This window comes from Duganella sp. LjRoot269 (assembly GCF_964254095.1).
In the GTDB taxonomy this organism is placed as follows: domain Bacteria; phylum Pseudomonadota; class Gammaproteobacteria; order Burkholderiales; family Burkholderiaceae_D; genus Rugamonas; species Rugamonas hordei.
The window spans coordinates 3,724,814-3,738,470 of record NZ_CAXUSL020000001.1; the positions used below are offsets into that span (position 1 = coordinate 3,724,814).

Consider the following 13,657-nt stretch of genomic DNA (forward strand, 5'->3'; position numbering starts at 1 on the left):
TAGTGTCTTGCGTCGCGCGTCGTTCTCAGCGGCGGCTGAGCTTTCTACAATTCGTACACCTTAAACCGTGATTCGAATTCTTGAAAGGAATAGCCATGAACCGTTCCCGTTTCCTCATCCATACCGCCGCAGCAACCGCATTTGCGCTGGCGGCCCATGCAACCCAGGCGGCCCCAGACGCGGCCAAAGCGGCGGCCAACGTTGCCAGCACAGCGGACGTGAGCTATCAAACCGTGAAGGTCGACGGCCTGAACATCTTTTATCGCGAAGCCGGTCCGAAGGACGCGCCGACGCTGTTGCTGCTGCATGGGTTTCCCACGTCGTCCCAGATGTTCCGCAACCTGATCCCCTTGCTGGCGGACCGCTATCACGTGATCGCGCCCGACTATCCGGGCTACGGCCAGAGCGATATGCCTGCCATGGACAAATTCACCTACAGCTTCGACCGCCTGGCCCAGGTGATGGATAAATTTACCGAGACCGTAGGCGTGTCGCGCTATGCGCTGTACGTGCAGGACTATGGCGCACCGGTGGGCTTCCGCCTGGCCGCGGCCCATCCGGAACGCATTTCCGCCATCGTTGTCCAGAACGGCAACGCATACAACGAGGGGATCGACAACGAATTTTGGGCGCCCATGAAGACGTATTGGTCCGATAAGTCCGAGGCCAACGGCGCGAAGCTGCGTCCGCTGTTCGAGCTGGGCGCGACGAAGTGGCAGTACACCGAAGGCGTCCGCGACGCCACGCGCATCAGTCCGGACGCCTGGACCGTGGACCAGGCCAAACTCGACCGTCCCGGCAACAAGGACATCCAGCTCGAACTGTTCTACAGCTATGGCACCAATCCGGGACACTACGCGGAATGGCAATCCTATTTCCGCAAGTACCAACCGCCGATGCTGATCGTCTGGGGCAAGAACGACAAGATCTTCCCGGCTGCGGGCGCTCATCCTTACTTGCGTGATTTGCCGAAGGCCGAGTTACACCTGCTGGATACGGGACACTTTGCGCTGGAAGAAGACAGCGCGGCCATCGGTGCCTATATGCGCTCCTTCCTCGGCCGTACACTGAAGTCGGGCAAGTAACATGGCGTAGATCCAGCCGAAACCGCGCTGATCAGTCAGGTCGAGCCGGCGATAGCAGCGCGGCGTCGCCCCAGCTTACCGGCAACTGCTCGTTGACTTGCGCCGTGCTGCGGACCACCAGTTCAATCAGGCTGACGCCCGCGACATCGGCGCTCAACGCCTGTGCCGGCTGCCCCCAGCGCAAGGGCTTGCTCTTTGCCAGCAGCTTGCCGTCGCCATAGATCATGAATGTGACGCCGTGCGTGCGGTCCTGTGCGGAATCGTCCACGCCCACCTGGGCGCTCAGGCTGCGGTAACCATTGTTGCGCACTTCCAGCCGGGAATTGGCCAGGATGCCGATGCCGGCGGCGTAGGGCGTGCCGGCAATCTGCATCGTCTGGCCGTAGGGCGTGCTGTCGGCGCGCGCGCCGCCCCAGCCGGCATACATGGGCCGTTCGCCCGCGCCCTTGGTTCCGGTCCAACCGGCCGACGAGCGGAAGATCGTGGGATCGGGCTGCGGCCTGGTCACGCCATCGACGGCCGGGTTCACGCTGCCAGGCCGTTCGGAAAGATAGATGCCCTGTGCCAGCATGCGCGTACCCTGGACGCGAAAGATCCGCGTCTCGCGCGGCGCGACACGCAGCTTGGTCTCGTTCGTAAACGTGGTGTCCGCCTTGGTCCAGAGATCGGTCAGCGTGATCGGGGCGTTGTCGCGGAACTTCAGCTGCTCGGCGGTCAGGTCGACGTCCATCGGCGCGAGGCCGCGGTTGAAGATGGCGACCGCCTTCTGACCCGATGCCAGCGGCTTGACCAGGATCTCGAGATCGTCGGCGTCATAAGCGAGCGTCGCCTGGTTGCCGGCAGGATCCTGATTGACCGCGATGATGTCGGTATTGCCGACGATGTCCATCAGCGGCTGCGGCATGGTCCTGAGGTCGGCGCCTATCATCAGCGGCGCGTTCAACATGGCCCAGAGTGCGAAATGCGATCTGGCTTCAACCAGGTGGTTGGCGTCGAAGTCGCCCTTGCCGATGTACAGCATGTCCGGGTCGTTCCAGCTGCCAGGATGCGCATACAGCTCGCGCCTTGCCGCGCTGTCGAAATTGGTCAGCAAGCGGGCCCACGAAGGCGTGATATCGTCGCTGGTGCGGGAGAGGTTGCCGAAGTTTTTGCCCCATGCGCGCACATCGGCGGCGCCCCAGACGCACAGCGACAACAGGAAGTCGCCATCGGGATTGTTGCGCACGAGCGCCGCATTAATCTGGGTAAATTCCGCCTGCACCGCTGGAATGTTGGAGCGGGTGACCGATTGCAGGTCCAGCACAGGCGCCAGCGCGCGATACTGGCCTGAGCGGACTTTCGGACTCGCGGCGCCGTAGGCGCGCAGGCCGCAGCCGTCGACCTTGATGAAGTCGAAACCCCAGTCGGCGAAATAGAGCGCGATATCCTGATCGATATGGCCGTAAAGGCCGACTTCGCGCTCGAGCACGCTACCCTTGGGGAGGTCGGTGTCATCGCCGGAATAGGCCTGGGAACAGGTGTTGCGGCCGAGGTCCGAGTAAATGCCGGCCTTGAGCCCCATCGCATGCAGCTTGTCGGTGAAAGGGCGGAAGCTGCTGGTGCTGCCCTTGACCGACGAAGGGAAGCGGTCGGCCCGTATCACCAGGCGGCCATCCGGTATCTGGCGGCGCGCCCACCAGCCGTCGTCGATGTTGATGTAACGATAGCCGGCGGCGGCCAGTCCGCTGTCGACGATGCGTTGGGCCGAGCCGAGTATCTTTGTCTCGTCGATATCGGTACCGAACGCGTTCCAGCTGCTCCATCCCATCGGGGGTGTTGTCGCTCGACCGGCCGTGTACGCACTCCAGTGCGCTGTTGGCGCAAGTGGATCGGTCGCCGCGTGCAATCCACCTGTGGCGAACCAAAGGGCTAGCAATGCCAGGCCAGGCCGCCGGCGTACAGTCGTTTGCGCTTGCATTGCTTGCATTGGGTAGTCCAATTTAATTTGAAGCAGTTATGTCGAGCTGGAACGTCGAGACCGGCTGATCGTCGCCGCTGAACAGATTCACGAACGGTGCATCGGCCCAGGCATAGCGCACGCGTGTGACGCCGGCCGTGCCGGCGCCGGGCAGGACGACGGTATCGCCGGCCACGCGCGCGTCGGCATAGCGGCAGGCCGTACCCGCGCACACTTCGAAGCCGATGGCGCGATCGGATGAATACGTCGCCAGGCCGCCGCCCGTGTCGCGGAAGGCGATGACGATGTCGTTGCCGCTGCGCCGCGCGGACAGCGGGTAAGGGCTGCCGGGCGCCGTCTTCTCGCCGTACGCAACGGCGCGCGCGGCGCGCGCGAGGCGCTCGCCGACGATCGTCTTCTGGGTAGGATGGATGTCGAAGCGGTCGCCCACGTCAAGCGTGACGGCGAGTCCGGCATGGGCGTCGTGCGCCACGGATTCTGCCTGCGCGTCGCGCAGCTCGGCCCAGCCGGACTGGCCGGGCGTCTTTGCCGTCGAGCCGAACGACGTCAGCTGCGCGACCAGGAAAGGCAGCGCCGGCTGGTCGAAGCGCTGGCGCCAGTCGCGCATCAACATGGGCAGCAGCGTGCGGTATTCCTGCGCCGCGCCGGTGTTCGATTCACCCTGGTACCACGCCGCCAGCTTGAATTTATAGCCGACCAGCGGGGCGATCATGCCGTTGTACAGGGTGGTGAGGCTGGTCGGCACGTCCCACGGCGCCGGCGGCACGGACAGGCCGGTCAACGCGCTGCCACGCTGGACTTTCCAGGCGCCGGGCAGGGGGATCACTTGGCCGTCCGCCGTGCCGATGTTGCGGCTGGCCGGCTGCCCCGACGGGCCTCCGCCCTGGCCGGCGTTCAGCACGCGCATGGCGATCAGGTTGCGTCCCGGCCTGAACACGCCGGCCGGCACGGAATAATCGCGCCCTATCCAGGATGTGCTGGTACCGCCCACGCGCACGCCGTTGACCCAGGTGGTGTCATAGGTGTCGACGGGGCCCAGGTGCAGCAGGTTCGCCGCCTTGGCCTGCGCTTCCGTCAGGGTGACGGTCGTGCGGTACCATGCCACGCCGTCGAAGTCCTTGAAGCCGGCCAGGCCGCTGTCCTTCCACGATCCGGCCGGCGTGACGGCCTGCCACGCGGTGTCGTCGAAGTCCGGCGTGGCCCATGCGCGCTGGGAGGCCGCAGCCGGGTCGTGCGCACGCCACCATGCTTCGTTACGCGTGTCCTCGGCGCGCATGGCCGCAGCCGCATCGGCGCCGTATTGCGCGACGGCGGCGACGCCTGCCTTGTAGTCGCCGAAGGTGCGCAGCGACTCGGCCCCGATCCAGCTCTGAATTGTCGTTCCGCCCCAGCTGGCGTTGATGAAACCCACGGGTATCTTGTAGCTGGCCTGCAGCGAGCGTGCCATGTAGTAGCAGACGGCGGAAGCGTCGCCAACCGTTTCCGGCGTCAGGGGCGTCCACTCGGCCGGGCCCTTGAGCTCGTCCTGTGGCGTGGCCGCGTTGTTCTTCTGGATGTTCAGGTAGCGCATCCTGTCGTTGCCCGCGCCGTATGTGGCGCCGATGGCATTGGTCGACGTGCGCACGGCGAATTCCATGTTGGACTGGCCCGAGCACAGGTAGACGTCGCCGACGAGGATGTCGGCGCGGCTGACCGTCTGCCCGTCCGACGTCACCGTCAACGCGTACGGTCCGCCGGCAGGTTGCGGCGGCAGCTCAATCCGCCATTTGCCGTGCGCGTTCGCGCTGCCGTTCACTGTGTGTCCAGCGAGGGTGACTGTCAGCTTGCGCCCGGCGCCCGCCGTGCCCCAGACTGCGATGGGCTGGTCGCGCTGCAGGACCGCGTGGTCGGAAAAGAGGCGCGCCAAGCCGAGTTCGGCCGCGTGGGCGGGCAGGCTGGCGCAGCCGAAGGCAAGCGCCAACAGGGGGGCAGCAATACGTGTTGTCTCCATCATGATTCTTTATCGTTGTAGGCGTGGATGGGGCGGTGCTCGCCCGGGATTGTGCGCTGTTGTATGTCTCGAAGCAATTATGAAAATGACCAAATGCCGAATGTAATTGATGAAAAACATGAAGCTTGGGAAAAAGAAGTCTGTACGATTTCCCCTCAGCAGGCGTGGCGTTGTACAGTGCGGATGTTGTAGTGCTTCAGCCGGATTAGTTTCCATAATTCAACAACGTTGGACGGAATATTTATGACCCTTTTAGATACCGGACCTTTTTACCATGGTACGAAAGCTGATCTGCAGGTCGGCGATTTGCTGACAGCAGGTTTCAGATCAAACTACGACGACAGCGTCGTGATGAACCACATCTATTTCACGGCCCTGTCAAAAGGGGCGGGGCTGGCTGCGGAAATGGCCCAAGGCGACGGCAAACCGCGAGTGTACATCGTTGAACCGACGGGAGAATTTGAGAACGACCCCAACGTCACGGACAGAAAATTCCCCGGCAATCCAACGCGGTCGTACCGATGTAAATTACCTTTGAAAATCATCGGCGAACTCGCCAGCTGGGAGCCCTTCGATGCTGAATTCATCCAAAACCTCAGACGCAGCGTGGCAACGGGCATGGGTGAAATTATCAATTAGTGCAAACTGTTGGCATGAATAAAAAACACCCCCGAAAAACCGCTGAAAATCTTCGCTCAGGCGAGTTTTCGCTTATACGAGGGCAATAGGTGCGAGTCGAACTCATCTCCCAACCACAGTACGAGTCTCTGGTAGAGCTGCTGGAGGAATTGCACGCGTATTACAACGAAGGTTCGTCACTGCCTCGTGAGATGGTGCGTTCATACCTTGTAGAGGAGTTGCTCGCCGCCGAATCGCCGCTGCGTTTAGCCGTGGCCTTCCAGGACGACGGCCAGGTGCTTGGCCTTGCAGCCATCACGCTAACCTATTCGCTTGTCGAGTTCACTCCAGAAAAGCGTCGGCAATGTTGGCTGAAGGAGCTGTATGTCCTGTCTTCCAGGAGAGGACTGGGCGTCGGCAGGGCGCTCATGTCGTGGGTAGCGCAGTACGCGCTGGAGAATGGATGCGGGCGCATCGATTGGCCGGTCAAGGCAAGCAACGCCAGGGGCATCGCTTTCTACGAAAGTTTGGGGGCAAAGCCAGTTGCCGACAGGCTCAGCTACAGGCTATTCGAGCCACATCTCAGCGAGTTGGCTAGTGGCGGCCATACGCGAACATCAAAGGAGAAGCCCGGTGCTTAAAAACTCCCACAGTGACATCTTTCCAATCTTCTTCGGCGTCTGGATGGTTCTCTGCCTGTTCTCCGCAGCGTTCTTTTCCTTCAGTAAGAACGCCAAGCTGAAGCGCAAGGTATGGCCTCCTTTCACAATTGGGACAGCCATTTTGTTCGTTGGATTTGTCTGGGCAATGGACTGGCCATCGCAGACCTTCCTCTTCATGATTCCGGTCGTCGCCCTCATCACTTTCTTTAACCTGCGATCGGCGAAGTTCTGCGATGCCTGCGGCAAGACGAACATGAGCCGAAATCCATTCTTTCGGTCCCGGTTTTGCTCCAAATGCGGCGCGAAGCTTGAACCATGATGAGCTAACAGTTAAGGGATCATCCAATGCAAAAAATCATTGCTTGCACAGTTCTTGTCGCGGGGCTTGCGTCGCTGACTGCTTGCGCGCCCTGGCCACATGTTGAGCACAGCCGCCCGAGCATCGCAGGGCGCCTGCTGGAGGATGGAAAGCCGATTCCCGGCGCTGGGGTCTTCCTGGGCGCCAAGCCGGGAACGAATGATCCATGCGGCGAAGCCGGCGACCGGGTGGATGTTTCTCCCGTCGATGGAAGCTTCCAGATTGCAGAGCACTCGAACGCGCTGTTGATGCAATCGTTGCTCAATCCGCCGGATCGGACTATGCAACTCACGGCGGTCTGCATTCGACGCGCGGATGGTACCGCCCAGATTGGGGCGCTGTTGCCAATGTTTGTCGATAAACCGGCGAGTGTTGCGCTTGATTGCGAGATCTCGAAGAAACGAGGGCGCGACGACATGGGCAATGCGCAGATGGCCAGCCCGCTGGGGCAGCCACAGTTTTGCAGGGCGGTTCGTGTGCCGCGCGCAGCTTAGCTTCGTGGTGCGCGCCATCATGCCGTCATACAAAGACGGCATGATGGCGCCGGGTCGCCGGCCTTACTGGCCCGACTGGTCGTGCGGAACGGTGATGGTCGCCGTCTTCGGTGTCACATTGCCGGCCTTGTCGGTCGCGGTGTAGGTGACGGTGTAGACGCGATCCTTCTCCGCGCGCACGCTGAAGGTCGTGGCCGGGGTGCCGAAATCGGCCTCGATGTCACCCTTGCCGCTGTCCGGCTTGCTGCTGGTGATGTTGGTCAGGATCACGGATTCGACGCTGGAACCCGCGTCCGCCGCGGTCAGGGCCGCGTTGATCGGGACCATCATGTGGTTCGGCGGCCAGATCGCGTTCTTATCCAGCACCACCGCCAGCGTCGGCGCGGTCTTGTCAATCTTGAACTCGATGGTCTTGACCTGTTCCACATTGCCGGCCTGGTCGCGGGTGCGGTAGCCCAGCTTGTAGCTGCCCTCGCCGAAGGCGATCGCATCCCCCGTGCTGGCCGTCCAGGCGCCGCCGTTGACCTGGTACTCCGTGGTCACCGCGCCGCCGTAGGCGCCCGGGTTCGCCGCCAGAGTCACCGAGACGTCGCTCGTATACCAGCTGTTCTTGCCGTTCGGCGAAGCAGGGTTCAGGGCGACATTGGTGATCGGCACCACCTTGTAGATGTTGCTGACCACAATGCTGGTCACGTTCGATACGTTGCCGACGGCGTCGCTGCCGCGGGCATACACCGTGTTGTCGTCGGCCACCAGGACCGCGGCGGTGTACGGCGTCCATTCGCCGTCGCCGACCTTGAACTCCCTGACCGCGGCATCATCCGGATAGGTGATGGTCACGGTAACGCCCTGGTTGGTCGGGCTGGTGGTGTCGACCGCCAGCGCGGCGCCGACCGGCGGGATGCGGTCGATGTTCGCCACCACATACTGCGTCACGTTGGAGACGTTGCCCGCCGCATCGGTGGCACGGGCGAACACGGTGCCGTTGCCGGACATCAGCACCGGCGCGCCGTAGGCCGTCCACTGGCCGTCGGCGCCGAGCTTGTACTCCCGGGTGGCGGCGTCGGCCGGGAAGATGACGGTGACCGTCACGTCCTTGTTGGTCGGATCGGTGATGTCCGCCGAGAACTGCGCATCCACCGGCGCGACGCGGTCGATGTTGGTGACGGCGTAGCTGGTCACCGGCGATACGTTGCCGACGGAGTCCACGCTCTGCGCGTAGATCGTGGCGTTGTCGTTCACGGTCACCGGACCGGCGTAGGCAGTCCACGCGCCGCCGTCGATCCGGTACTGGCGCAGCACCACGCTAGCCGGATAGGCGATGCTGAGGGTGACGCTGCCTTGGGTCGGGTCCGTGATGCTGGGCGCGAAGCTGGCGCCCGCCGGCGGGACCTTGTTGATGTTGGCGACGGCCAGGCTGGCGACGGCCGACACGTTACCGGCCGCGTCCGCGCTGCGGGCGTAGACCGTGGTGTTGTCCGTCACGACGACCGGGGCGCTGTAGGCGCTCCAGGCGCCGCTGTCGCCCAGCTTGTATTCCTTCACCGCCGCGTCCGTCGGGTAGTAGATCGTTACCGTGACGTTCTGGTTGGTGGGCGTGGTCACGTCCGCGTACAGCCCGGCGATCACCGGCGGGGTCTTGTCGAGCGAGACCGTCGCCGTGTGTTGCTGCTCCACGTTGCCGGCCCAGTCCACGCTCCAGTAGGCCAGGGTATGGGCGCCGTCGGCCGGGACGGCGATGCTGGTGCCGGTCTGCTTGGCGCCGTCGTCGACGGTGTAGTAGGTCGCTTGCACGCCCGAGCCCACATCGGTCGCGCTCAAGGTCACGGTGGTGACCGTGCCGACGGTGACGCCGGGGACGTTGGCCTGGGTCACCGGCGCGGTGGTGTCGCTGGCGTGCAGCGAACCGTGCAGGCGCACTTCCGCCAGGTTGCCGAACCAGCTGGCTCCGTTGATGATGCGGAGGTAGCGATACGGCACGGCGCTGGACACCGTAAAGGTTTGCCAATCGGCGGTCTGCGCGCCGGTGCCGGCGATGGTGGTCCAGCTGGTGTTGTCGTTGGATCCCTGGAACACCACGCCTTTCGCGCGGCCGGTCTGGTCCTGGCGCGCCAGCATCTCGACACTGGTCAGGTTGACCTGGTTGCCGGACTTGAAGTCGAAGATGATGTAGCTGCCGGTCCCGCTGTTGGTGCTGCCGATGCGGAAGTCCGAGGTGGTGCTGATATTGCCGTCGAACAGCACGTCAACGTTGGCCTTGGTGGCCGCGGCGTTGTGGTAGGACAGTTGAGACGAATCGATCAGCGTCGCGATGGTGGATATGTTGCGGATCACGTCCGATTCGTCCACCACGTAGACGGCGCTGCCGTCGGTGGTGGCGTTGGCCGGATAGCCGGCCGTGCCGTCCTGCTGCTGGTAGTTGATGGTGAAGCCCACATTGCCCGCCGCCACGCCTTGCGGCAGAATCGCGGTGGCTGTGAAGTTGATGTTGTCGGTGGTGCCGACGGTCGCCGCCACGCCCTGGATGGTGGCCGTGGCGTTGCTGATGGCGACCTTCGAGCTGAACTTCAGCGTCACGGTGTTGCCTGGAACGATGCGCTTGTTCAAGGTCGCGGCGGGGCTGAGCGATTGCGCGGAGGTGATCGATGCCGTCGCGATCTGTGCGGTCGACCTGTAGGTGCCGTACAGTCGCAGTTCCGCCATGTTGCCGAACCACGCGTTGCCGTTGAAGACGCGCAGGTAGCGATATGGCGTGGTGTTGTTGACCGTCAGCGTTTGCCAGTCCGCGCTGCTGCTCGCCACATTGGTGATCGTCTCCCACGTCGTGTTGTCGTTGGAGCCCTGCACGACGGCTCCGTTGAGGCGGCCCGTGTTGCTGTCCTGGCGGACGATCATCTCGGCGCGCGTCAGGTTCACGGTGCCGCCGCCGCGGAAGTCGAATTCCACCCAGCTGCCGTTGCCGCTGCCGTTGACGCGGTAGTCGGTGATCGTGCTCAGGTTGCTGTCGAACAGCAGGTTGGCGGTCGCAATCGCACTGGCCGCGTCGCGGCCGCTCGAATCGGTCACCGTGGCAAGCGTCGTGACGTTGTTGATCAGATCCGTCTGGTCGGCGACGAACACGCCGCTGCCGTCCGTCGTGAAGAAGGTCGGTTCGGCGTCGGCGCCGGCGGCGGTCTTGTAATTCAGCTGGAAGCTCACCTTGCCGTACGGCGCCGTGGCGTTGGCCACCCAGGTCGCCATCCAGTTCAGGTTGTCCGTCGTGGTGACCGTCGCGGGCTGGCCCTGGATGGTGACGCCGACGCTGTTGATCGGCGCGGTGGACACGAATTTCAGCTTGACCGTGTTGCCCAGGACGATGCGGTTGCGCAGCGCCTGATCCGAGCTCAAGGTCACCGCCGACAGCAGGTTCACCGTCTCGTAGCGGGTGCCGAAGATATGGAACTCGCCCAGTTCCAGCATTGAACTCGAAGGCTGGATCATGGCGATCTTGATGAAGCGGAAGCGCTGGTTCTGCAGGTCATCCTCGACCGGCAGGTTCTGCATGTCTTCCGTCACCGAGGTCAGGCCCGGGGTCAGGCGGGTCCAGTTGGTGTTGTCGTTGGAACCGTACACGGTGGTGCCGCCGACACGCTCGGGAAAGCTGGTGCGCACTTGCAGGCCGAAGGAGGTTGCCGCGATCTTGAAGCCGGGGCCGAAGTCCAGCGTGTGGGTCTGGTTCTGCGCCAGGTAGTAGCCGACGAAGCTGTCCGGATTGTTGTCCAGCGCATTCGCTACCTGCGTGCCGAAGGTGGAGGAGGCCAGCATGTTGGTGTAGTTCATGCTGCCGTCGCTGATCACCGGCGTCAGCAGCTGCAGGCCGGTCACGGCCGATTGCAGGGTTGCCAGCTTCTGGAAGAACACCGTATCGGTCGCGCTCGAGATCACGCCGGCGATGTCGTTGTAAGCGGCGGTGTAGGTGGCCAGGGTCGAACTGACGTACAGCAGGTTCGGGTTATAGGCGGCAATCACCGCATTGACCACCGCCTGGCGATCGGCGCCCACCACCACGGTGACGCGCTTGCTGGTGACGGTGGTGCCATCCTTGGCCGAGACGACGAAGCTGTAGCTGCCGGCCTGGGTCGGCTGCCACGAGAACGCGCCCGTGCTGCTGTTGAAGCTGGCGCCGAAGGGCAGGTTGTCGATCTGGTAGGTCAACGTCGCGCTCGCGTTGGAATCGGTCGCCGCGAAATTGGCGCTCACGGCCTGGCTGGATCCGGCGTAGGTGTAGACGCTCAGGTCGGCGTTGCCGATGGTGAAGCTGGGCAGGCTGAGGCTGCTGCCGTTGATGTTAATGTGGTCGATGTCGACCGTCGTGCCGGAGCCCTTGATCGTGACCGCCAGGAAGTCACCCAGCCCTCCGGCGTAATTGACGTACATCCACTGGCCATTGGTGTTGGGCAGCTGGACCGAGGTGCCGTAGAACTGCATGGTGGCGGTGCCATTGGTGCGGACCTTGAACGCGAGGCTGGTGGTGCCGTAGCCATAACCATAGACGGCGAAATTGCTGCCCGCCTCGGTGGCGGTGGTCTCGATGTAGGATGCGGTTGTGTCCGTTTTGAGCACGGAATTGGCGTCGAGCGGCGTGAAGCGCACTTCGACTTCGCGATACGGATCGGTGATCTTCTTCACCAGGTAATTGCTGCCCTCGGCGGCCGCGGCGGCCGGGATGAAGAGCCAGAAGTCGCCGCCGCCATCGCCGCCGTCCCAGTTATAGACGGTGCGGTTGGCGAAGATGCGGGTGAAATTGGGCGCGACCTGCTCCAGATTCACGCCGCGGGTGTACTTGTAGTAGTAATACATCTCCCAGGTGTTCTGGGTAAGGCGACCACGGTAGCCCTCGGCGACCTTGCGGTACACGACGGTCGGGCTGCCGTAGGCGTCGGTGTGCGACGCGGTCGGGATCCAGGGAATCTCGTAGCCCTGCATATAGGTGCCGAACAGCTCGCCCGCCTGCAGGATGCGGTCGCCCAGGAATTCGTACGGACCGACGGCATTTGGCGCCGTGGATGGCGTGCCGTCGACCGGGTCTACCTTGGTCCCCTGGGCCATCAGGAAGCGCGCCAGGATTTGCGTGTTGGTGATGTCGCCGGCGCCGTGGGCCTGGTCGCGGCCCATCTCGACGTGCTGCACGGCGGGCGTGACATCCTCGCCGGTCAGGTCGTTCCTGGTCACCAGGCGGAACAGGGCCTTGATGGCGCCGTTCTGGCCCTGGTCCTCGGCGGTCTTGTTCACCGTGTACCACTCGACGGTCTCGTCGTATTTGGCACGGTTGCCGGTGAAGATATACCCCGACATGGCGCCGATCGTCGTGTACAGGTGCTGGTTCATGAAGTGCTCGTTGCTGCTGTCATCGGTATTGATGGTCGGCAGCATGAAGTTGTTCACGAAGTTGTTGGTGTCGTCGTCCGTCCACGCCAGCGAGGCGGTCTGGTAGCTGGTGTAGCGCAGGATTTCGGCCGCTCCCACCATGCGTTGCAGCGGAATGCCAGTGTGGATGTGGGCGTCCGTGTAGTAGGCGAACTGGCTCGGGTCCATCAGCGAGTACAGGCGGATGATGCGCAGCGCGTTGGCGCGATAGGTTTCGTTACCCGTCACGTAGTACAAGATGGCCTGGGTGTAGGCGGTCAGCGCGTCGGTGACGAACAGCGACTCCACGCCCTGGCTGTTCAGGCCGTAGTAGCGCGGCTGCGTGGGGTCGGAGCCGCTGACGTTCTTGATCGACGGCGTGGTCGAGGCGGCGCCGGACAGGAGCATCTGGTTGAAGTAGGTGTTCCAGGGTTCTTTTTGCGCGCGCACCTGGGTGCGCATATTCTCCAGCACATCCTTGGTCAGGCCGACGCCGGGATGCTTGAAGCCGCTGGCATCGATGGTTTCGTTGATCGTCGGCTGGTAGCTGGTGGCGATCGTGGTGATGTCCGCCGCGCCCGCCGTGGCGGCGATCAAGCCGCATGCAACAACCATGGACCAGATACGCAGCAGCGTATCTCGTGGTCTCAGTCTCCTCATTATATTCCTCCTGTTTTTTTATAGGTCGGTGGTATTCCCAGCCCACGGCGGCGCCGGCGCTGATGTTGGAATTCGGGAAAGGCTGAATGCTGTGTGATCGATAACAATCTTGAGTGAAAAATAAGGCGGATTGCTGCTCCGCCTGCGCACATTTCATGAGCGACTACCGGATTGTAGTCATCAATGACGGGCTTTACGTATGATTTTTTTGATGGGTCTGGCTGATTTTTTGACATAGCTACCGTTGCTGGATGTCAAAATTGATATCGATAACTTTGTTTTACTGTTTTTCTTTGAGGTTTCGTGTTCTCGACGACAAAAATCGTCGTCGCGGGGGCCTGATATGCCACGGATGGCCCAAAAATCCATCGACATGCGTGTGGCGATGCACTAGTATCTGATATCGATAACAGGCAACTGCTTCAAATATAAAGCATACAAATCCGGT

General features: G+C 62.7%; 8 protein-coding genes. 4 read left to right on the forward strand and 4 right to left on the reverse strand.

Going from position 1 to position 13,657, the window contains the following annotated elements:
• The first annotated feature begins 95 nt into the window (after positions 1–95).
• The gene (locus ACSQ3S_RS16670) at positions 96–1,085 is read left to right on the forward strand and encodes an alpha/beta fold hydrolase (RefSeq protein WP_436143065.1); all 990 of its coding nucleotides are present in this window, start codon (positions 96–98) and stop codon (positions 1,083–1,085) included.
• A 31-nt stretch (positions 1,086–1,116) separates the two neighbouring features.
• On the opposite strand, the gene ACSQ3S_RS16675 is transcribed toward ACSQ3S_RS16670, so the two are convergent.
• Positions 1,117–2,892: an NPCBM/NEW2 domain-containing protein gene (locus tag ACSQ3S_RS16675; protein WP_436143066.1), complete on the reverse strand. Its 1,776-nt coding sequence runs from the start codon at positions 2,890–2,892 to the stop codon at positions 1,117–1,119.
• Positions 2,893–3,064: 172 nt separating this feature from the next.
• Positions 3,065–5,035 (reverse strand): sialate O-acetylesterase, encoded by a 1,971-nt coding sequence (locus ACSQ3S_RS16680; protein ID WP_436143067.1) that lies wholly within the window; start codon positions 5,033–5,035, stop codon positions 3,065–3,067.
• Positions 5,036–5,275: 240 nt separating this feature from the next.
• On the opposite strand from ACSQ3S_RS16680, the gene arr reads away from it, so the two are divergent.
• The 3 genes from arr (at position 5,276) to ACSQ3S_RS16695 (ending at position 6,631) form a co-directional block, all read left to right on the forward strand.
• Positions 5,276–5,671, forward strand: coding sequence for an NAD(+)--rifampin ADP-ribosyltransferase (arr, locus tag ACSQ3S_RS16685; protein WP_176651052.1), 396 nt, complete (start codon positions 5,276–5,278; stop codon positions 5,669–5,671).
• An 89-nt stretch (positions 5,672–5,760) separates the two neighbouring features.
• Positions 5,761–6,291: a GNAT family N-acetyltransferase gene (locus tag ACSQ3S_RS16690; RefSeq protein WP_176651051.1), complete on the forward strand. Its 531-nt coding sequence runs from the start codon at positions 5,761–5,763 to the stop codon at positions 6,289–6,291.
• Positions 6,284–6,631 (forward strand): hypothetical protein, encoded by a 348-nt coding sequence (locus tag ACSQ3S_RS16695; RefSeq protein WP_436143068.1) that lies wholly within the window; start codon positions 6,284–6,286, stop codon positions 6,629–6,631. The genes ACSQ3S_RS16690 and ACSQ3S_RS16695 overlap by 8 nt, the downstream gene beginning before the upstream one ends.
• Positions 6,632–6,642: 11 nt before the next feature.
• Here the strand turns inward: ACSQ3S_RS16695 and ACSQ3S_RS16700 are convergent, their stop codons facing one another.
• Both ACSQ3S_RS16700 and ACSQ3S_RS16705 read right to left on the reverse strand, forming a co-directional pair.
• On the reverse strand, positions 6,643–7,206 hold the full coding sequence (locus ACSQ3S_RS16700; protein ID WP_436143069.1) for a hypothetical protein: 564 nt from the start codon (positions 7,204–7,206) through the stop codon (positions 6,643–6,645).
• Between the two features lie 21 nt (positions 7,207–7,227).
• Positions 7,228–13,209: a beta strand repeat-containing protein gene (locus tag ACSQ3S_RS16705; protein WP_436143070.1), complete on the reverse strand. Its 5,982-nt coding sequence runs from the start codon at positions 13,207–13,209 to the stop codon at positions 7,228–7,230.
• Positions 13,210–13,657 lie beyond the last annotated feature (448 nt).

Coding starts and splice junctions, on each gene's coding strand:
- ACSQ3S_RS16705 (WP_436143070.1), bottom strand. CDS start 13,209: ATGAGGAGACTGAGACCACGAGATACGCTGCTGCGTATCTGGTCCATG.
- ACSQ3S_RS16670 (WP_436143065.1), top strand. CDS start 96: ATGAACCGTTCCCGTTTCCTCATCCATACCGCCGCAGCAACCGCATTT.
- arr (WP_176651052.1), top strand. CDS start 5,276: ATGACCCTTTTAGATACCGGACCTTTTTACCATGGTACGAAAGCTGAT.
- ACSQ3S_RS16680 (WP_436143067.1), bottom strand. CDS start 5,035: ATGATGGAGACAACACGTATTGCTGCCCCCCTGTTGGCGCTTGCCTTC.
- ACSQ3S_RS16675 (WP_436143066.1), bottom strand. CDS start 2,892: ATGGGATGGAGCAGCTGGAACGCGTTCGGTACCGATATCGACGAGACA.
- ACSQ3S_RS16700 (WP_436143069.1), bottom strand. CDS start 7,206: ATGCCGTCTTTGTATGACGGCATGATGGCGCGCACCACGAAGCTAAGC.